Origin of the sequence: Microbacterium sp. Y-01 (assembly GCF_003856715.1) — a bacterium.
GTDB classification, from domain to species: domain Bacteria; phylum Actinomycetota; class Actinomycetes; order Actinomycetales; family Microbacteriaceae; genus Microbacterium; species Microbacterium algeriense.
Genome location: NZ_CP024170.1, coordinates 2081587 through 2099401, shown reverse-complemented (window position 1 = coordinate 2099401; position 17815 = coordinate 2081587). Strand labels below are relative to the sequence as shown.

Here is a 17815-nt window from a genome sequence, read left to right as displayed (position 1 = left end):
GCCGACCCCCGCGACATGAGGGGTCGCAGCGAAGACCCGAACCCGCTGCGAAACGAGGTCTTCACCCGAGTGTTCGACGAGCACTGGGCGGCTGTGCGGCACCACGTCGAGGGTGTCGTCGGTGCGGAGGAGGAGGTCACCGAGATCGTCTCGGAGGTCTTCCTGTTCGCGTGGTCGCGATTGCGGCCGGCGCGTCCGCCGAGCCGGGTCTGGCTGCTCCGCGCCGCGGATCGCCGGCTGCGCGCGCGTTCGGGTCCGTCCGCTCTGCCGCACACGGCGCTGGACGCGGTGCACGTGGGCGTCTCGGGGCAGGAATGCGCGCCCGGTCACGTCGGCCGGGTGGAGGTGCTTCGAGCTTTGGGTGTCCTCACCCCGCTCCAGCGGCGTATCATCATGCTCACGTACTGGGATGGACTCGCGGTGGGGGAGATCGCGGAGCTGTTGCGCGCTTCTGAGTTCCGGGTTCGGAAGACGCTGGGTCGTGCGCAGGATCGCCTGCGCGCGGAGCTCGGTCTGGAGGGGGCTGATTGCGGGTGAGGACAGACGACGCCGTGCTCGAGCGGATGCTGAGCGACGCGGATCCGGCGCGCACGCCGCGGGACGCGCCGCCCGATGCGCGAGCGCTCGCGATGCGTGATCGCATCCTGCATGCGCCCCCGGCGCCGAGGCGGCGGCGCGCGCGGATGTTCGGGTGGGCCTCCGGGCTCGTCGCGGTCGCCGCGTCGACGGCGATCGCCTTCGCGGTCTTCTCGCCGCAGGGCGCTGCGGTCGCCGGTACGCCGTCGCCCCTCGACTTCGAGGGCTCAGCGACGGTCGGGCAGATCGTGGACGATGCCCAAGTCGCCCTCGCCGAGAGCGGCGGCCCGACGGCGCCGGCGCGAGTCGTCACGGCGGCTTCCTGGGGATTCGACGTCGAGGTCGACACGAAGACGACCGAGGTCGTGCCCCAGCTGTCGCGACTCATCTGGGAGCCGGACGGCTCCGGCCGCATGACGATCATCGCCGGAGTGCCGTACGACCCGGCGGATGCGGTCGCCAGCAACTCGGCGGAGGTCACCAGCAGCGGTGAGGTGGTCACGGATCTCGTGATGGAGCCGGGACAGTTCACCACCGCCTGGAACACGGTGCCGGGCGACACGCGCGACGACATGGTCGCGATGCTCCGTGCCTTCGGGATGCCGGCGGATCCGACGGGCCTGGACGTCGAGTCGGCGTTCACCACCGCGCTCGATCAATGGACCCTGACCGATGCCCAGCACCGGGAGCTCCTGCTGCTGATGGAGGACGCCGGCGGCGGCGACGCGCTCGGCGACACCACGGATCGGCTCGGCCGGCCGGTCTCCGGCATCCGCTTCACGGCGCCGGACGGCGCGTTCAGCGACGTCGTGCTGGTCTCGCTCGACACCGGACGGATCGTCGGCGTCGAGCGCACGGTTCTCGAGGCGGATGACGTGTATCCCGCCGGCGCGGTCATCTCGTATCGGATGTGGGATGTGAGTGAGGAGACGCTGCGATGAAGCGGATGACAGTTCTCGCCTCGTGTCTGCTGGGTGTCGTGATCGCCCTGGGCGCGGCACCGGCGTATGCGGCCGGGACAGATGACGGGGAGGTCCACCCCGAGGTGGCGGCGATGCTCGCCGAGGTGCCCGGCGGTGTCGCCGTCGACTCCACCCATGCGGTGTGGCCCCGTCTCGGCATGGAGCTCGCCGTGAGGGATACCGCGGGGCTGGCCGCGAGATCCGTCGGAAGCTGCGCCACCAACCGGATCTGCGCCTTCAACGGCTCGTCGCTCGGCGGAAGCATGCTGAGCTTCAGCACGTGCACCGTCAGCGCGATCCCCGGCAGCTTCACGACCAGATCCGTGGCCGACGCGCGGGGCTCCGGGTACGTCCAGGCGCGCAACGCGGCCACCGTCCTCGCGACCGTGAACGCCGGCGCCTGGGCGAACGTCTCCGGAACCGTGACCAACCTCCGCTGCGTGCTCTGAACGATGTCATCCGAGACGACGGTGGGGACTCGCGCGCGCACGCGGCGCTGGATCGCGACCAGCTGGGGCGGACCGGAGCGGTGGGAGTTCGTCGAGCACGACGTGCCTGCTCCGACAGCGGGCGAGGTGACCATCCGGGTGCGCGCCGCGGGCGTGAACCCCGCTGATGCGAAGCACGTCGCATCAGCACGACCGGGTGTCGTACTTCCCGTCCCGATCGGCTACGAGGTGTCCGGCGAACTCACCGCGATCGGACCGTCGACGCGGATCGGCTCCGGGAAGGCCGAGGTCGGCGACGAGGTCGTCGCATTCCGCGTCAGCGGAGGCTATGCGGGCGAGCTCACCGTCCCCGCCGAGAAGGTGTTCGCGAAGCCATCGAGGCTGACGCACCCGGAGGCGGCGAACCTGCTGCTCGTCGGCACGACGGCGGCGGAGATGCTGGCCGTGACGGGCGCGGCCCCGGGGGAGACCGTCCTGCTCCATGGCGCATCGGGCGCGGTCGGAGTCAGCGTGCTGCAGCAGGCGAGGCTGCGAGATGTCCACGTGATCGGCACGGCGAGCCCCGAGCGGTTCGACGAGGTGCGGCGCTTCGGCGGGATCCCCGTGCGATACGGGCCCGGAATGATGGACCGCATCCGGGAGCTGGCCGACGCTCCGATCGTCGCGGCGCTGGATGCGGTCGGAACCGAGGAGGCGGTGGATGCGTCTCTCGCTCTCGTGGCGGACCGACAGCGCATCGTGACGATCGCTGCGCCGGGGCGCGCGGCCACCGAGGGCTTCCTCGCCATCGCCGGTTCGCAGCCCGAAAGCGCTCGCTTCCGCGACGAGGTGCGCGGGGAGCTCATCGCCCTGGCTCAGAGCGGCGACCTCGTCGTGCCCCTGGCCCGGACGTTCCCGCTGGACGAGGCCCCGGACGCGCACCGCCTCCTCGCGACAGGACATCCCGGCGGCAAGATCGCTCTGCTGCCCTGAGGTCAGCCGATCTCCCGCAGCGCCGACTGCACCACCACCACGTCGTCGCCGTACTCCGCGTCGACGGCTTCCTGGAGCGACCCGTCGTCCCAGACCACCTGCAGCCAGACATAGCCGCGATCCGACCAGGCGGTCAGGGCGTCATCGAGCCGAGCGAAGACGTCCTCCTGCACCCGCACGAGCTCCTCGTCGGGGGTGGTGCCCGCGACACCGCCGGTCGGATCCTCGGGCACGAGCGGGTCGTACAGGGCGAGCAGCATCGGCGGCTCCGTGCTCTCCAGCCGCTCTCCGTCGAACGTCGCGGATACGGCGTACGCACCCCATGTGGTCTGACCGCTGGACTCGCTGCCCTCCAGGTCGTCCCAGCTCCAGCCGTCGAGCGGCACACCGCTGCACTGCGGGGGATAGGACTCCGCGACGGCGCCCAGGCACAGCTGCACGTCGCCCCCGACGTCCATGACGGTGCCCATCCCGATGACGGTCTTCTCCGGAGGCCGCGGATGCGCTTCTTCGAGGCGCTGGTCGGACGGCGCGGTCGTGCTGGTCGGGGCGGCGGAGCCCGCGGAACCGGCCGTGCATGCGCTCAACAGCAGCAGGCCGGCGACGGGCGCCGCGGCGAGCGTGCTGCGACGGTGCGATGTGCTCATACCGGGAAGCGTCCCCCGCGTGCCGATCGTCTCATTCCCGTCTGAAACGCATGGCGCTTCCCTGCTAGCATGACGACATGCCTTTCGGCGGTCTGCTTCTTCTTAGCTGCCGCGACGAGTCCTGAAGCTAGGGCCTTCCTCGTCGCGGCGCTTGTGTTGGCCCGTCCCTATCGACGAAGAGAAGAAGCCCCATCATGCAGAACACTCAGCGCCCGTCCGCGATGCCGATCCACAAGTACCGGCCGTTCCACGAGCAGATCACCGTCCACCTGCCTGATCGCACGTGGCCCGCCGCCCGCATCACCGAGGCTCCTCGCTGGTGCGCGGTCGACCTCCGCGACGGCAACCAGGCCCTCATCGACCCGATGTCGCCCGAGCGCAAGCGCGTCATGTTCGAGCTGCTCGTCAGCATGGGCTACAAGGAGATCGAGGTCGGCTTTCCCTCGGCCAGCCAGACGGACTTCGATTTCGTCCGCCAGCTCATCGAGGAGAACCTCATCCCCGACGACGTCACGATCCAGGTCCTGACCCAGGCGCGCGAGCACCTGATCGCCCGCACCTACGAGGCGATCGCCGGAGCGAAGCAGGCCATCGTGCACCTGTACAACTCGACGAGCGTGCTGCAGCGCGAGGTGGTCTTCCGCACCGACAAGCAGGGCATCATCGACATCGCGCTCGAGGGCGCCCGGCTGTGCCGCCAGTTCGAGAAGACGATCCCCGACACGCAGGTGTACTACGAGTACTCGCCGGAGAGCTACACGGGCACGGAGCTCGAGTTCGCGGTCGACGTCTGCAATCAGGTGATCGAGATCTTCGAGCCCACCCCGGACCGCAAGGTCATCATCAACCTGCCGGCGACGGTGGAGATGGCGACCCCGAACATCTACGCCGATTCGATCGAGTGGATGAGCCGTCACCTCGCCCACCGCGAGAACGTGATCCTGTCGCTGCACCCCCACAACGACCGCGGCACCGCGATCGCTGCAGCCGAACTGGGCTACATGGCCGGGGCTGACCGCATCGAGGGGTGCCTGTTCGGCAACGGAGAGCGCACGGGCAACGTCGACCTCGTCGCGCTGGGCATCAACATGTTCACGCAGGGCATCGACCCCCAGATCGACTTCAGCGACATCGACCAGGTCAAGCGCACGGTCGAGTACTGCAACCAGCTGCCCGTGCCGGAGCGCAGCCCGTGGGCGGGCGACCTCGTCTTCACCGCGTTCAGCGGCTCGCATCAGGACGCGATCAAGAAGGGCTTCGAGGCCATGGCCGCCCAGGCAGAGGCTCGGGGCGTGACGGTCGACGACATCGAGTGGGCCGTGCCGTACCTGCCGGTCGACCCGAAGGACCTCGGCCGCTCGTACGAGGCGGTCATCCGCGTCAACTCGCAGTCGGGCAAGGGAGGGGTCGCTTACCTGCTGAAGTCCGACCACGCGATCGACCTGCCGCGCAAGCTCCAGATCGAGTTCTCCGGTGTCGTGCAGGCGAAGACCGACGCCGAGGGTGGCGAGGTCACGAGCGAGCAGATCTGGTCGATCTTCAACGACGAGTACCTGCCGGCGACGGACACCGCCGCGAAGTGGGGCCGTTTCGAGCTGCTCGCCACCCAGACCAGGAGCGACATGTCCGGCGACGTCGTGCTCGACGTCGTGCTGCGTGACGACGACCAGGAGGTCTCGGTGTCGGGCAACGGCAACGGCCCTGTCGCCGCCTTCGTCGAGGTGCTGCGTGGCCAGGGATTCGACATCACCGTCTACGACTACGTCGAGCACGCTCTCAGTGCCGGCGGCGACGCGCAGGCCGCGGCCTACGTCGAGCTGCAGGTCGGGGACCAGCGGCTGTGGGGTGTCGGGATCGACGGAGACATCTCGACGGCGTCGCTCAAGGCGATCGTGTCCGGCGTCAACCGCTCGATCCGCTCGCGACAGCGGGAACTCACCGCGGTCTGACGGCTGCGGACGGGTGTGGCCGGGGTCGCTGCGACTCCGGCCACACCTTTCGTCTGTCGTCAGCGGGTCAGGACACCCACTGCACGAGCTGCCAGACGAGTCCGTTGGGATCGGCGAACTGGCAGTAGCGCTCACCCCACGGCTCGGTCTCCGGCGGCGTGACCACCCGAGCCCCCGCTCCGGAGATGCGCGCGAACTCGCCGTCGATATCGTCGACGACGAAGACGAGGAGCGTGCCCTGTCCTGCGGAACCGGCGATCTCCTGAGGGCGGAACGTCGCGAGACCGGTCTCGAGGAAGATCACGTTCGGGGCGGAGCCCGGATGCTGCAGGGAAACGAAGCCCTCGGCGGACATCGCCTCCTCGAAGCCGAAGTGCGTCATGGCGAAGGCGGCGGACGCCTGGACGTCGGGCACGTTGAGAGAGATGGCGGTCTGGGTGATGTTCATGGTTCTCCGTTCCTTAACTATGTACAACGTACAGAGTTAAGGAATGCGCCGTCTAGGATATTCCCGATGGCCAAGAACATCGTCGATCTGCTCTGGCGGCACAGCCCCGCTGCTCCGCCGACGGCTCGGCGCGGCCCGAAGTCGCGTCATTCGACGGACGACGTCGTGGACCGCGCCGTCGCGCTGGCCGACACGGAGGGTCTGCCCGCGGTCACCATCCGCAGCCTGGCCCAGGCGCTCGACCTGTCCACGATGTCGATCTACACGCACGTCAACAGCCGGGCCGACCTGCTCGTGCTCATGGCCGATGCCATGCACGTCCGGATGCCGTCGCCCCCGGTCGACGGGTCGAACTGGAGCGAACGCGTCCGGGGCGTCGCCGAAGGCAACCTCCGTCTGCTCCGCGCGCACGCGTGGCTCATCGACATCCAGGACCCCCGCGTCGCGCTCGGCCCCGGCACCATCGCCAAGTACGACCGCGAGCTGCACGCGTTCGACGGAACGGGCCTCAGCGCCGTGGATCGTGACGCGGCGCTGACCTTCGTGCTGGATTTCAGCCGATCGTCCGCCGCCCGCATGCACACGGACGAGAGAGCGGCGGCGTTCGCGGACGCATGGACCGACGCCGCCCCGCGTCTGGCGACCTATCTCGGTGACGAGATGCCCCTCGCACGATCCGTCGGGCAGGCGGCGGGCGAGGCCATGGGGGCGCCGTACGACGCCGGTGCGGCCTGGGAATTCGGTCTCACCCGGGTGATGGATGCGCTGTCGGCCCTGGTCGGCGGCGACGCTCGCCTCGGCGGCCGGTGAGGGCGGTCAGTCCTGCGGCTTGACGATCGCGATCGCCCCGGTCTCCGCGGCGACCTTGCGGCGGTAGATCCGGCGCTGCTCCGGCAGGGAGACGTCGAAGGTGACGGCGAGGATGCGGATCACCGTGGTCACGGCGATGCCGACGACCGCGGCGATCGTGATCGGCATTCCGACGGCCACGGCGATCACGATGAACGTGCAGCCGGCGCCGGCGGCGACCGCGTAGAGCGACCCGACGTGCATGATCGCGGTGGGCAGGCCCATCAGCATGTCGCGCAGGACGCTGCCGCCGACCGCCGCGCAGACGCCGATGAAGACCGCGGGCACCTCGGGGATGCCGAAGGCCAGGGCCTTGCTCGTCCCGAAGGCGCCGAACATGCCGATCACGACCGCATCGAGCACCACGATCGCGGTGTTGAGGCGGGTGAAGAGCCCCGAGAGGAGCATGCCGAGCAGGGCCGCTCCTGCTGCGGTGACCAGGTACCACTGGTTCTGCAGCGTCGCCGGGGTCTGGCCCAGCAGGATGTCGCGGATCAGACCGCCGCCCATCCCGATCATGATCCCGATGATCGCCACCCCGAGCCAATCGAGGCGCCGCTGCCCCTGGAAGCCCGACGCGAACATCGCGCCCTGGACGCCGCCGAGGCCGACGCCGAGCAGATCCGCCCAGAGCGGAATGGTGAAGAGCGGTTCGGTCACCCGTTCATTCTCGCGCACAGAGGATAATCGAAGGGTGCCCACCTACCGAGACGAAGCGGTGATCCTGCGCACTCACAAGCTCGGTGAGGCGGATCGCATCGTCACGATGCTGTCGCGACGGCACGGCAAGGTGCGCGCGGTCGCGAAGGGTGTGCGGCGGACGTCGTCGAAGTTCGGCGCCCGGCTCGAGCCGTTCATGGTCGCCGACGTCCAGCTGTATCAGGGGCGCTCGCTCGATATCGTGCAGCAGGCCGAGTCGCTCGGCTCCTACGGCACCGACATCGCCTCGCACTACGACCGCTTCACGGCCGCGAACGCGATGGTCGAGACGGCCGACCGTCTGAGCGATGCCGAGGCCACCGGTGATCAGTACCTGCTCCTCGTCGGCGGACTGCGTGCCCTGTCGCGCGGCGAGCACGCCCCGCGCAGCATCCTCGACTCCTACCTGCTCCGCGTCATGTCTCTCTCGGGCTGGGCTCCCTCGCTCGACGAGTGCGCACGGTGCGGCACGCCCGGCCCGCACGCGAGGTTCGTCGCGCAGCTCGGCGGTCTGGTCTGCTCGAACTGCGCCCCCGCGGGAAGTCCGCGTGTCGACGAACGCACCCTCACGCTGCTCCGCGCGCTGATCGCGGGGGAGTGGGACGTGATCGACGGATCCTCGCCCGCCGACACCGCGGCCGCATCTGGTCTCGTCTCGGCGTACGCGCAGTGGCATCTGGAGCGCGGGATCCGCTCTCTCGCCCATGTGTCGGACATCCCCTCGGAAGGAGCACGGTGACCCCCAAGCCGTACACGCACAAGGACGCCGTGGCGTATCGCCCGCTCGACTGGACCGGGGTGCATCCGCCCGCGTTCCGTGCCGTGCCCGAGCACGTCGCGATCGTGATGGACGGCAACGGCCGCTGGGCGAACCGCCGAGGACTCAACCGCGTCGAAGGCCACAAGGCGGGGGAGGAGGTGCTGCTCGACGTGGTCGCCGGCGCGATCCAGGCGGGCGTGAAGCACCTCTCCGTCTATGCGTTCTCGACCGAGAACTGGGCCCGGTCTCCCGAGGAGGTGCGCTTCCTCATGGGATACAACCGCGACGTGCTGCACCGCCGCCGTGATCAGCTCAACGAGTGGGGTGTGCGGGTGAGGTGGGCGGGACGCAAACCCCGTCTGTGGGGGAGCGTCATCAAGGAGCTGCAGTACGCCGAGCAGCTCACCCGCGGCAACGATGTGCTGACCCTGACCATGTGCGTCAACTACGGCGGACGGGTCGAGCTGGTCGACGCCATGCGGGCGATCGCCGCTGACGTCGCCGCCGGAAGGGTGAAGCCGAATGCGATCAGCGAGAAGATGATCCGGCGTCACCTCTACGTGCCCGACATGCCGGACGTCGATCTGTTCCTGCGCAGCTCGGGCGAGCAGCGCACCTCGAACTTCCTGCTGTGGGAGTCGGCCTACGCCGAGATGGTGTTCCTCGACACGCTCTGGCCGGACTTCTCCCGGGAGGAGCTGTGGCGCGCGATCGGGATCTACCTCTCCCGCGACCGGCGCTTCGGCGGGGCGATCGACACGCCGGATGCGCCTGCCTGACGCCGCAGCCAGCGCTCCGTCTCGCGAGGATGCCGCAGTCTCACGATCGTGAGGTGCGGGAAATCGGCCTCGATCGCAGGGAAGCGCTCGGCCCATTTGTGCAACGTGGCCGTCTGCCACGCCAGGATGTTCCGCTCGGGGGCCCGGCGGAGCATGTTCCACGGACCCTTCTCGCGATTGCCGTTCCACAGCTTCTGTCGCAGGACCCCCCGGGCGAGGGTGCGGCGGATGAGGCGCGAGCGGACGATCGCGGACGGATAGTCGAGCCAGACCGCGAGCTGTGCGCGCGGCGGGAGGACCTCGTCCGTGCCCTTGCTCGTGTACTGCCACTCCGTGACCCAGCGCTCCTCCGCCGCGAAGGTGCGCACGTCGTCGAGGAACTCGGGCCGAGGCGTCCAGTTCGGCCCGTGGAAGAGCGCATCGATCTCGATGTGCCGCAGCTGCCACACCTCGGCGATGCGGCCGGAAAGGGTGGTCTTGCCCGAGCCGGAGACTCCGGCGACGAGGACGCGCTCGGGACGGAACGGAAGCGGATCGTCGGCGGCGAGCATCCGAGGATTCTAGCGACGGAATACGTCGGCGGCACGCGCGGTTGGATGGAAGTGTGACTGAACCCATCTCCATCGACATCTGGTCCGACATCGCCTGCCCCTGGTGCTACATCGGCAAGCGCAACCTCGAGAAGGGTCTCGAAGCGGTCGCCGCCGATGACGACGCACCGCAGGTCAACATCACCTTCCACTCCTTCGAGCTCTCGCCCGACACCCCCGTCGACTTCGACGGCGACGAGATCGACTTCCTCGCCGGCCACAAGGGGATGCCGCGGGAGCAGGTCGAGCAGATGCTCGCCAACGTCACGAACGTGGCCGCGAACGCGGGACTGCAGTACCGCTTCGACCTGCTGAAGCACACCAACACCGTCAAGGCGCACGAGCTGCTGCACTTCGCGAAGGCCGAGGGGCTGCAGCACGAGATGGAGGAGCGGCTCATGTCCGCCTACTTCACCGAGGGCAAGCACGTCGGCCGGATCGACGACCTCGTCGAACTCGCCGCGGAGGTCGGCCTCGACGCGGATCGTGCCCGCGCAGCGCTCGAGAGCGAGCAGTACCTCCCGGCGGTTCGGCAGGATCAGGCCCAGGCCCGCGCGTACGGCATCCAGGGTGTGCCGTTCTTCGTCGTGGACGGCCAGTACGGGATCAGCGGGGCGCAGCCCCCGGCCGCGTTCGAGAACGTGCTCCGCGATCTGTGGGCGAAGCGGAACGAGCCGGTCGAGTCCGTCGAGGCCTGAGTCGACCTGACCGGACGCACGGAGACGGCGGGAACCCGATCGGGTTCCCGCCGTCTCCGTGCATCCGGTCAGACCCGCTGCTGTCGCGGGCCGAGCGGCAGCGGCTCCATGGGCTGGTCGTTCGCGGTCAGATCGATCCCCAGGTCGCGCGCATAGACCACGCGTGTCGCCATCGCCACCTCGTCGCCGGCTTCCGTCAGCTCGAAGACGCGGCCGCCGCGCATGCGGTTGCGCTCCGCACCGGCGAGGCCGTACGCGCCGAAGCCGGTCCCGGGGGCGTAGCCGAGCTGGACGCCGTAGTAGTCGCCGACGTAGTCGTTGATGTGGTCGTGTCCGACGAACACGCCCTTCACATCGCCGCGCTCGAGGATCGCGTTGAACATCCCCGAGTTGAACGGACCGGGGCATTCGTTCTCGTTGCGCTCTCCGACGATCCCGTGACGGGCGCGGCCGCGCGCCGCGTCGGCCTCGGTGCGCGTGTCCACGCCGCCCCACCACATGAAGCGGTGCTCCCACAGTGCGATGTGCAGGAACATCAAGCCCGGGACCTTGCGGCCGCGGCGCTGCTCCAGACGCTGCGACTGCTCGCGGTACCAGGCGACCTGGTCCATCCGCAGCCAATCCCAGGCCGGGTAGCCCGAGAAGTCCTGGCCGGCGATCGCGTCAGGCGCGTAGCGACCGGAATCCATCAGCCACAGCGCGAACGCCTCGCGGTTCTTCTTCGCCGACGACCCGATCGTGACGATCGTGTTGCTCGTGCCCGTCACGCCGCGCGTGTTCTCGGCGTTCACGTTGTACTCGTATGAGCGGTAGATCTTCAGCATCCCCGCCTCGTCCACGCCCGACTGCGGCAGCGAGTCCTCATCGTGGTTTCCGTACGTGACCGCCCACGGGATGCGGCGGGACTCCATCGGCATGACGACGTTGTTGATCGCCTGCTTCACGGCCAGGCGGGTCTCGCAGCCGCCCGTGATCACATCGCCGTTGATGACCACGAAGTCCGGCTTCTCCTGGTCGAGCACCTTCTCCATCAGCTCCACGGTGCGGCGGTCGGTGAGCTCGTCATCCTGCGTGTCGTTGAACTGCACCACCTTGAAGGTGCCGTCGGCTCGGAACCGCAGGCCGCGCGCGGCGCCGGCGGCCGAGGGCGACGCCGGGACATCCGCGGAGGCGGAGGCGGCGCCGAGGGGAAGAGCGGTGCCGAGAGCGCCCAGGGCTCCCGCGGTCAGGACGGTGCGGCGGCTGATCGGCAGTCGGTCGGGCATGCGTGGTCTCCTTCGTCTTCGGGCGATGTTCGCCGCGGCGAGACTAGGGGCGCGCGATGACGGGGGAGCGACCGGCAGGTGAACGAGATCCCGGTCCGCCGGGCGATCAGCGGAGGGCGAGGATGACGCGGAGGTGAACGGGCGGGGACCTAGCGGGTCAGCGCCGCCTCGATCGCGCTGACGATCTCGGGGGCGTCCGGCTTCTGCTTCGGACGGAAGCGCAGCACGTCGCCGTGGGGCAGGATCAGGAACTTCTCGAAGTTCCACTCCACACGACCGGCCTTGCCCGCCGCATCCGGTGTCTCCTTCAGCGCCTTGTACAGCTCAGCGGCGTTCTTCCCGTTGACCTTGACCTTGTCGTTCACCGGGAACGAGACGCCGTACGTCGTGGAGCAGAACTCGAGGATCTCGTCGACGGAGCCCGGCTCCTGGCCGAAGAACTGGTTGCACGGGAACCCGACGACCGTGAAGCCGCGGTCGCCGTACATCCGCTGCAGCTCCTCGAGCTGCTCGTACTGCGGCGTGAGTCCGCACTTCGAAGCGACGTTCACGACCAGCACGACATCGGCACCGAGATCCTCGAGGGTCTTCTCCTGGCCCTGAGCGTCGGTGAAGGGGATCGAACGGAGCGTGGAATCGGTCATATGCACAGCTTAGGTCGCAGCATGCCTCCCGGCTCCGGGTCTGGGAGAATGGAAGCGACATGACTCTCGCCACCGCTCCCACCCGCCCGCTTCGCATCGGACCGATCGACCTCGACGTGCCGGTCGTCCTCGCGCCCATGGCCGGCATCACCAACACCGCATTCCGGCGTCTCTGCCGCGAGTACGGTGCCGGGCTGTACGTCAGCGAGATGATCACCTCGCGTGCGCTGGTCGAGCGCAACGAGACGACGATGCGGCTCATCCGGCACCACGAGTCCGAGACCCCGCGCTCGATCCAGCTCTACGGCGTGGACCCGAAGACGATCGCCGAGGCCGTGCGCATCATCGTCGCGGAAGACCACGCCGACCACATCGACCTGAACTTCGGGTGCCCCGTGCCCAAGGTGACCCGCAAGGGCGGGGGCGCAGCGCTTCCCTGGAAGTCGAAGCTGTTCGCCGATATCGTCGACCAGGCGGTCAAGGCCGCCGGCGACATCCCGCTCACGGTCAAGATGCGCAAGGGCATCGACCGCGACCACCTGACCTTCCTCGACGCGGGCCGCGCGGCGGAGGACGCCGGTGCGGCAGCGGTCGCCCTGCACGCCAGGACGGCGGGTGAGTTCTACTCCGGTCACGCGGACTGGGACGCGATCGGCGAGCTGAAGCAGGCGGTCACCAGCATCCCCGTGCTGGGCAACGGCGACATCTGGTCGGCAGAGGACGCTGTGCGGATGATGGAGCAGACCGACTGCGACGGCGTCGTGGTCGGCCGCGGATGCCTCGGGCGTCCCTGGCTGTTCGGTCAGCTCGCGCTCGCCTTCGGCGGCGAGGGCAAGACCGTCGACGCGACCCTCGGCTTCGTCGCCGACGCGTTCCGTCGCCACGCCGAGCTCCTGGTCGAGTTCTTCGAAGATGAGGACCGCGGGTGTCGCGACATCCGCAAGCACGTGTCGTGGTACTTCAAGGGCTACCCGGTCGGAGGCGACATCCGCACGGGTCTCGCCACTGCGTCGAGCCTGGCCGAGATCGACGATCTGCTCGGGCGCCTCGACCGCTCGGCCCCGTACCCCGGCGCCGACGCCGAGGGGCAGCGCGGTCGCGCCGGTCACCCGAAGAAGACGGCCCTTCCGGAGAAGTGGCTGGAGTCGCGTGAGCTCGCCTCGTCGGCTTCCGAGATGATGCGTGGAGCGGAGATCGAGAACAGTGGCGGTTGACCCTCAGGCCCGTCTGCGCGCGGACGGCTACGACGCGCGCGACGCGGAGCGCTTCTTCGCGGAGACCCATCGTTCCGAGCGCGACGACTTCGCCCGCGACCGCGCCAGGGTCCTGCACTCGGCGGCACTGCGACGCCTCGCCGCGAAGACGCAGGTCCTGAGCCCGGCCAGCACCGCCGACTTCGCGAGGAACCGCCTGACGCACTCGCTCGAGGTCGCGCAGGTCGGTCGAGAGCTCGCCGTCGCCCTCGGCGTGTCCGCCGATGTCGTCGACACCGCCTGCCTCAGCCACGACCTCGGCCACCCTCCGTTCGGCCACAACGGCGAGCGGGCCCTCAACGAGTGGGCCGAGCACATCGGCGGGTTCGAGGGCAACGCCCAATCTCTCCGCATCCTCACGCGGCTCGAAGCCAAGGTGCTGGACGACGACGACCGCTCGGTCGGGCTCAACCTGACCCGCGCGAGCCTGGACGCGACGTGCAAGTACCCGTGGACGGTCGACAGCCCCGTCCCCGACCCGGGTGGCCGCCTCAAGTTCGGCGTCTATCCCGAGGACGAGGACGTGTTCCGGTGGATGCGTGAGGGCGCCCCAGGGCGTCTGCGCTGCATCGAGGCCGAGATCATGGACCTCTCCGACGACATCGCCTACTCCGTGCACGACTTCGAGGATGCGATCGTGAACGGCTACGTCGACGTGGCCCAGCTCGCCGATCCGCTCGCGCACGATGCGCTGCTCGGTCGCATCCAGCAGTGGGTCGGCTACGACTTCACCCGCGACGAGCTCGCGGACGCGCTGTACCGCCTCGCGTCGCAGCAGATGTGGCTCGCGTCGTTCGACCGCTCCCGTCAGGACCTCGCTCGGCTGAAGAACCTCACCAGCGACCTCATCGGCCGCTTCGCCCGTGCTGCGGTGTCGGCCACCCGCGAGGCGTACGGGACGAGCGCTCTGGTCCGCTACAACGCCCATGTCATCGTTCCGCGGGTCGTCGAGGTCGAGATCGCGGTGCTCAAGGGCATCATGGGGCAGGCCATCGTCACGATCGAGGCACGCAAGGGCGTCTACAAGGAGCAGCGGCGGGTGCTCAAGCGCCTCGCGGACGCGCTGTGGTCGACCGATGCCCTGTGGTCGGCAGGATCGGATGTGCTCGAACCGGCGTTCGCAGCCGACTTCGTCGCGGCCCAGGACGACGCCGAGCGGGCGCGCGTCGTGGTCGATCAGATCGCGAGCCTGACCGATCAGAGCGCGATCGACTGGCACAACCGACTCGTGGGCGAGATCGATCCGGCCGAGGTCGGGATCTGGACCCCCCGGCACGCTCGGCCCGGTGCCCGCGCCCACGCGGAGAGGCGGCCCGTCGCCGAAGGTGCCCGCTGATGCCCCGGATCCGGCAGGCCGATGTCGACGAGGTCAAGGCGCGGACCAACATCGCGGACATCATCGGGGAGCGCGTCGCTCTCAAGCCCGCGGGTGTGGGATCCCTCAAGGGGCTGTGCCCATTCCATGACGAGAAGAGCCCGAGCTTCCACGTCCGTCAGCAGGTGGGCTACTACCACTGCTTCGGATGCGGTGAGTCCGGTGACGTGTACTCGTTCCTGCGGGAGATGGACCACGTCAGCTTCACCGAGGCGGTCGAGCGTCTCGCCGGCCGCATCGGCTACACGCTGCACTACGAGGACGGGGGAGCCGCCCCCGAGACGAGCGGACGTAGCCGCCTGTACGCGGCGAACACCGCCGCGGCCGAGTTCTTCCGCGCACAGCTGCTGTCGCCGGAGGCCGAAGCGGGGCGTCGCTTTCTCGGGGAGCGCGGCTTCGACGCGGGAGCGGCCGCCCACTTCGGGGTCGGATTCGCTCCGCGCGGCTGGGACGGCATGCTCAAGGCGCTCACAGCGCAGGGCTTCACCCGCGAGGAGCTGAGCACCGCCGGACTCGTCTCGACCGGACAGCGCGGTGTGTACGACCGCTTCCGCGGTCGGCTCGTGTGGCCGATCCGCGACGTCTCCGGCCAGACCATCGGCTTCGGAGCGCGCAAGCTCTTCGACGACGACCAGGGGCCGAAGTACCTCAACACCCCGGAGACGCCGATCTACAAGAAGGCGCAGGTGCTCTACGGACTCGACCTCGCCAAACGCGACATCGCGCGAGGAGACCCGCGGCGCGTGGTCGTGGTGGAGGGGTACACCGACGTGATGGCCTGCCACCTCGCCGGTCTGACCACGGCGATCGCGACCTGCGGCACCGCGTTCGGCACCGAGCACATCAAGGTGCTGCGCCGCGTGATGGGCGACGACAACGCCTCGGGCGAGGTCGTCTTCACGTTCGACGGCGATGAGGCGGGACAGAAGGCCGCGCTGCGCGCCTTCACCGAGGACGATCGCTTCAACGCGCAGACCTTCGTCGCCGTGGCTCCCGACGGCCTCGACCCGTGCGACCTGCGTCTGCAACGAGGAGACGCCGCCGTCCGCGGGCTCATGGACACCAAGCAGCCGATGTTCGAGTTCGCGATCGACCGCAAGCTCGGCGGCTTCGACCTCTCGACCGTCGAAGGGCGTGTCGGCGCGCTCCGGGCCGCAGCGCCGATCGTCGCCGAGATCCGCGACCAGCTGCTGCGCCCCGGCTACGAGCGCGTCCTTGCCCGTCGGCTCGGCATGGATCCGACCGAGGTCCGCAGCGAGGTCGAGCGTGCCGCACGCGGCGGGGGCGCCCCGCAGCAGTCCCGGCGGGAGGAACCACGTGTGGACCCCGCCACCGGCGCGGCTCTCGTCGCCCCGGTGACGCTGGCGAGCCTGCCCCGCAGCCCCGACGTCGCGGTCGAGCGCGACGCGCTGATGGGGGCGCTGCAGTACGGTCACCAGGTCGACCAGGCGCTCCTGAACCGCGCGCTGGCCTCGCCGTTCCGCACACCGGGCCTGGATGCGGTGCGCGAGGCCGTGGCCGCCGCTCCGGACCGCACCAGGGCCGGGTGGGTCACGGACGCCGTGAACAGCGTGCGCGAGCCCTACCGCTCCCTCGGCGGAGAGCTGCTGATGACGCCGTTCCCCGCCCGTGACGAGGAGCGTGCCGTCGCCACCGTGACCGACCTCGCCCGCCGCCTCATCCTGCGTCAGCTCGAGCACGAGAAGCAGGAGCTCCTCGGGGCGGTGCAGCGCGTGCCGGCCGACTCCGACGGAGGGCGGGCCCTGCGAGTGCGGCTGCGCGACATCGACGCCGAGCGTCAGCGGCTGGCCGAGTCGTAACGTCGTCCCGGGGCGCGCAGAAGGCAGGATGGACGTATGTCCCGCAAGCCAGAGTCCTCGAACGCGATCGACTGTTCGGATCTGGTCATCGACCGGATCGGGCACGGGATGCCGACGCGGGCCGTCGACGGCGTCACCTTCTCGCTCGCGCCCGGTGGGCTGATCTGCGTGGCCGGCCCCACCGGATCCGGGAAGTCGACCCTCGTGGCGGCATTGGCGGGGTCCACGGATCCGTCGGTGAAGGTCGTCGGCGGCCGCGCGCAGGTGTGCGGCGTCGATGTGCGGCGACCGGGCCGCAAACACCGGATCCTGACGTACCGCACCGGCTTCGTGCCGCAGGGCGCCGGTGCCGATCTGCCCCCGCGGCTCACCGTGAACGAGGTGATCGCGGAGCCGATCCTCATCCGCGAGCGCCGGGTCAACACGAAGGCCCTCTCGATCCGCGTGGCGACCCTGCTGGACGAGCTGCACCTCCCGCTCGGCACGGCATCGAAGTTCCCGTACGAGCTCAGCGCCGGCATGCGCCAGCGTGTCGCGATCGCGCGCTCGTTCGTGCTGGAGCCGAAGGTACTCATCGCCGACGAGGTGCTCGCGAACCTGGACCTCGAGGTACGGCCGGTCGTCTTCGACGCGATCACCCGGCGGCGGAAGGAGCAGTCGATGGCGGCGCTCCTCGTGACCAACGATGCCGATTTCATCCGCGAGCTGAACGCCGAGACGCTCATGCTCCGCGGAGGCCATGTGGTCGCCCGCGGGGTGGGCAAGGACCTGCTCTGGGTGCCGAACGCCGAGTCGGATTCGCGGCGCTGAGCACGACACGCCCGGCATCCGGGAAGCGGCCCCCGGTGTCACGAACACCGCGCGGAGTTTGCTAAGCTTGTCGAGTTGCCCGCTCAGCGGAGCACATTCCTCGGTAGCTCAATTGGCAGAGCAGCCGGCTGTTAACCGGCAGGTTCTTGGTTCGAGTCCAAGCCGGGGAGCCAACGGAAAAGCCCCCTCCACGGAGGGGGCTTTTCTCGTGCGCCGTGCGATCTCCGCGAGTGCACGGCTTCACGCCGAATGCACGGGCCCCCCACGCGG

The 17815-nt window shown here is 69.4% G+C and carries 19 protein-coding genes and 1 tRNA gene; 14 read left to right on the top strand and 6 right to left on the bottom strand.

From position 1 onward, the window contains the following. Positions 1 to 15 precede the first annotated feature (15 nt). Genes CSX12_RS09900 through CSX12_RS09885 form a run of 4 tightly spaced genes read left to right on the top strand, consistent with a single transcriptional unit; the run spans position 16 to position 2959 of the window. Entirely contained in the window at positions 16 to 537 is a 522-nt protein-coding gene (locus CSX12_RS09900; protein ID WP_017202318.1) for a sigma-70 family RNA polymerase sigma factor, read from the top strand. Further along, complete coding sequence (locus tag CSX12_RS09895) at positions 534 to 1517, top strand: hypothetical protein (RefSeq protein ID WP_241160428.1); 984 nt, start codon at positions 534 to 536, stop codon at positions 1515 to 1517. The genes CSX12_RS09900 and CSX12_RS09895 overlap by 4 nt, the downstream gene beginning before the upstream one ends. Continuing rightward, positions 1514 to 1987, top strand: coding sequence for a hypothetical protein (locus CSX12_RS09890; protein ID WP_017202316.1), 474 nt, complete (start codon positions 1514 to 1516; stop codon positions 1985 to 1987). Before CSX12_RS09895 ends, CSX12_RS09890 begins: the two co-directional genes overlap by 4 nt. Before the next feature lie 3 nt (positions 1988 to 1990). Continuing rightward, positions 1991 to 2959 carry an NADP-dependent oxidoreductase gene (locus CSX12_RS09885; protein ID WP_124895664.1) on the top strand — a complete coding sequence of 323 codons (969 nt, stop codon included), beginning with the start codon at positions 1991 to 1993 and terminating at the stop codon, positions 2957 to 2959. Between the two features lie 2 nt (positions 2960 to 2961). Here the strand turns inward: CSX12_RS09885 and CSX12_RS09880 are convergent, their stop codons facing one another. Then, on the bottom strand, positions 2962 to 3606 hold the full coding sequence (locus tag CSX12_RS09880; protein WP_124895663.1) for a hypothetical protein: 645 nt from the start codon (positions 3604 to 3606) through the stop codon (positions 2962 to 2964). Positions 3607 to 3800: 194 nt separating this feature from the next. On the opposite strand from CSX12_RS09880, the gene leuA reads away from it, so the two are divergent. Then, on the top strand, positions 3801 to 5555 hold the full coding sequence (gene leuA / locus CSX12_RS09875) for a 2-isopropylmalate synthase (protein WP_124895662.1): 1755 nt from the start codon (positions 3801 to 3803) through the stop codon (positions 5553 to 5555). Between the two features lie 67 nt (positions 5556 to 5622). On the opposite strand, the gene CSX12_RS09870 is transcribed toward leuA, so the two are convergent. Then, entirely contained in the window at positions 5623 to 6003 is a 381-nt protein-coding gene (locus CSX12_RS09870) for a VOC family protein (RefSeq protein WP_124895661.1), read from the bottom strand. A 66-nt stretch (positions 6004 to 6069) separates the two neighbouring features. Here CSX12_RS09870 and CSX12_RS09865 point away from each other — a divergent pair, with 66 nt between their 5' ends. Further along, positions 6070 to 6813 carry a TetR/AcrR family transcriptional regulator C-terminal domain-containing protein gene (locus CSX12_RS09865; protein ID WP_124895660.1) on the top strand — a complete coding sequence of 248 codons (744 nt, stop codon included), beginning with the start codon at positions 6070 to 6072 and terminating at the stop codon, positions 6811 to 6813. Between the two features lie 6 nt (positions 6814 to 6819). Here CSX12_RS09865 and CSX12_RS09860 read toward each other — a convergent pair whose 3' ends face one another. After that, the gene (locus tag CSX12_RS09860) at positions 6820 to 7512 is read right to left on the bottom strand and encodes a TRIC cation channel family protein (RefSeq protein WP_017202310.1); all 693 of its coding nucleotides are present in this window, start codon (positions 7510 to 7512) and stop codon (positions 6820 to 6822) included. Positions 7513 to 7546: 34 nt separating this feature from the next. Here CSX12_RS09860 and recO point away from each other — a divergent pair, with 34 nt between their 5' ends. Together recO and CSX12_RS09850 are read left to right on the top strand one after the other, a co-directional pair. Then, the gene (gene recO, locus CSX12_RS09855; RefSeq protein ID WP_017202309.1) at positions 7547 to 8290 is read left to right on the top strand and encodes a DNA repair protein RecO; all 744 of its coding nucleotides are present in this window, start codon (positions 7547 to 7549) and stop codon (positions 8288 to 8290) included. Further along, positions 8287 to 9090 (top strand): isoprenyl transferase, encoded by an 804-nt coding sequence (locus CSX12_RS09850; protein ID WP_124895659.1) that lies wholly within the window; start codon positions 8287 to 8289, stop codon positions 9088 to 9090. The genes recO and CSX12_RS09850 overlap by 4 nt, the downstream gene beginning before the upstream one ends. Here the strand turns inward: CSX12_RS09850 and CSX12_RS09845 are convergent. Then, entirely contained in the window at positions 9030 to 9641 is a 612-nt protein-coding gene (locus CSX12_RS09845; protein WP_124895658.1) for an AAA family ATPase, read from the bottom strand. The genes CSX12_RS09850 and CSX12_RS09845 overlap by 61 nt on opposite strands. 53 nt (positions 9642 to 9694) lie before the next feature. Between CSX12_RS09845 and CSX12_RS09840 the strand changes: the two genes are divergently transcribed. Then, positions 9695 to 10378, top strand: coding sequence for a DsbA family oxidoreductase (locus CSX12_RS09840; protein ID WP_017202306.1), 684 nt, complete (start codon positions 9695 to 9697; stop codon positions 10376 to 10378). Positions 10379 to 10446: 68 nt separating this feature from the next. Here the strand turns inward: CSX12_RS09840 and CSX12_RS09835 are convergent, their stop codons facing one another. Beyond that, on the bottom strand, positions 10447 to 11643 hold the full coding sequence (locus CSX12_RS09835; RefSeq protein WP_164479557.1) for a metallophosphoesterase family protein: 1197 nt from the start codon (positions 11641 to 11643) through the stop codon (positions 10447 to 10449). 149 nt (positions 11644 to 11792) lie between these two features. Continuing rightward, positions 11793 to 12287, bottom strand: a complete 495-nt coding sequence (locus CSX12_RS09830; RefSeq protein WP_124895657.1) for a glutathione peroxidase — start codon at positions 12285 to 12287, stop codon at positions 11793 to 11795. 59 nt (positions 12288 to 12346) lie between these two features. Between CSX12_RS09830 and dusB the strand changes: the two genes are divergently transcribed. From dusB to CSX12_RS09805, 5 genes are all read left to right on the top strand, one after another. Further along, positions 12347 to 13501: a tRNA dihydrouridine synthase DusB gene (gene dusB / locus CSX12_RS09825; protein WP_017202303.1), complete on the top strand. Its 1155-nt coding sequence runs from the start codon at positions 12347 to 12349 to the stop codon at positions 13499 to 13501. Then, a complete protein-coding gene (locus CSX12_RS09820) occupies positions 13491 to 14876 on the top strand; it encodes a deoxyguanosinetriphosphate triphosphohydrolase (protein WP_017202302.1) in 1386 nt (461 codons plus the stop codon). The genes dusB and CSX12_RS09820 overlap by 11 nt, the downstream gene beginning before the upstream one ends. Then, positions 14876 to 16735, top strand: a complete 1860-nt coding sequence (dnaG, locus tag CSX12_RS09815) for a DNA primase (RefSeq protein ID WP_017202301.1) — start codon at positions 14876 to 14878, stop codon at positions 16733 to 16735. Before CSX12_RS09820 ends, dnaG begins: the two co-directional genes overlap by 1 nt. Before the next feature lie 36 nt (positions 16736 to 16771). Continuing rightward, a complete protein-coding gene (locus tag CSX12_RS09810) occupies positions 16772 to 17545 on the top strand; it encodes an ATP-binding cassette domain-containing protein (RefSeq protein WP_124895656.1) in 774 nt (257 codons plus the stop codon). Between the two features lie 97 nt (positions 17546 to 17642). Beyond that, positions 17643 to 17718: transfer RNA gene (locus CSX12_RS09805), tRNA-Asn, on the top strand. Positions 17719 to 17815: the final 97 nt, after the last annotated feature.

What these genes read in the sequence shown, in the direction of transcription:
- CSX12_RS09900 (WP_017202318.1), top strand. Translation starts at nt 16, where the DNA reads ATGAGGGGTCGCAGCGAAGACCCGAACCCGCTGCGAAACGAGGTCTTC.
- CSX12_RS09890 (WP_017202316.1), top strand. Translation starts at nt 1,514, where the DNA reads ATGAAGCGGATGACAGTTCTCGCCTCGTGTCTGCTGGGTGTCGTGATC.
- CSX12_RS09885 (WP_124895664.1), top strand. Translation starts at nt 1,991, where the DNA reads ATGTCATCCGAGACGACGGTGGGGACTCGCGCGCGCACGCGGCGCTGG.
- CSX12_RS09880 (WP_124895663.1), bottom strand. Translation starts at nt 3,606, where the DNA reads ATGAGCACATCGCACCGTCGCAGCACGCTCGCCGCGGCGCCCGTCGCC.
- leuA (WP_124895662.1), top strand. Translation starts at nt 3,801, where the DNA reads ATGCAGAACACTCAGCGCCCGTCCGCGATGCCGATCCACAAGTACCGG.
- CSX12_RS09870 (WP_124895661.1), bottom strand. Translation starts at nt 6,003, where the DNA reads ATGAACATCACCCAGACCGCCATCTCTCTCAACGTGCCCGACGTCCAG.
- CSX12_RS09865 (WP_124895660.1), top strand. Translation starts at nt 6,070, where the DNA reads ATGGCCAAGAACATCGTCGATCTGCTCTGGCGGCACAGCCCCGCTGCT.
- CSX12_RS09845 (WP_124895658.1), bottom strand. Translation starts at nt 9,641, where the DNA reads ATGCTCGCCGCCGACGATCCGCTTCCGTTCCGTCCCGAGCGCGTCCTC.
- CSX12_RS09835 (WP_164479557.1), bottom strand. Translation starts at nt 11,643, where the DNA reads ATGCCCGACCGACTGCCGATCAGCCGCCGCACCGTCCTGACCGCGGGA.
- CSX12_RS09830 (WP_124895657.1), bottom strand. Translation starts at nt 12,287, where the DNA reads ATGACCGATTCCACGCTCCGTTCGATCCCCTTCACCGACGCTCAGGGC.
- dusB (WP_017202303.1), top strand. Translation starts at nt 12,347, where the DNA reads ATGACTCTCGCCACCGCTCCCACCCGCCCGCTTCGCATCGGACCGATC.
- dnaG (WP_017202301.1), top strand. Translation starts at nt 14,876, where the DNA reads ATGCCCCGGATCCGGCAGGCCGATGTCGACGAGGTCAAGGCGCGGACC.
- CSX12_RS09810 (WP_124895656.1), top strand. Translation starts at nt 16,772, where the DNA reads ATGTCCCGCAAGCCAGAGTCCTCGAACGCGATCGACTGTTCGGATCTG.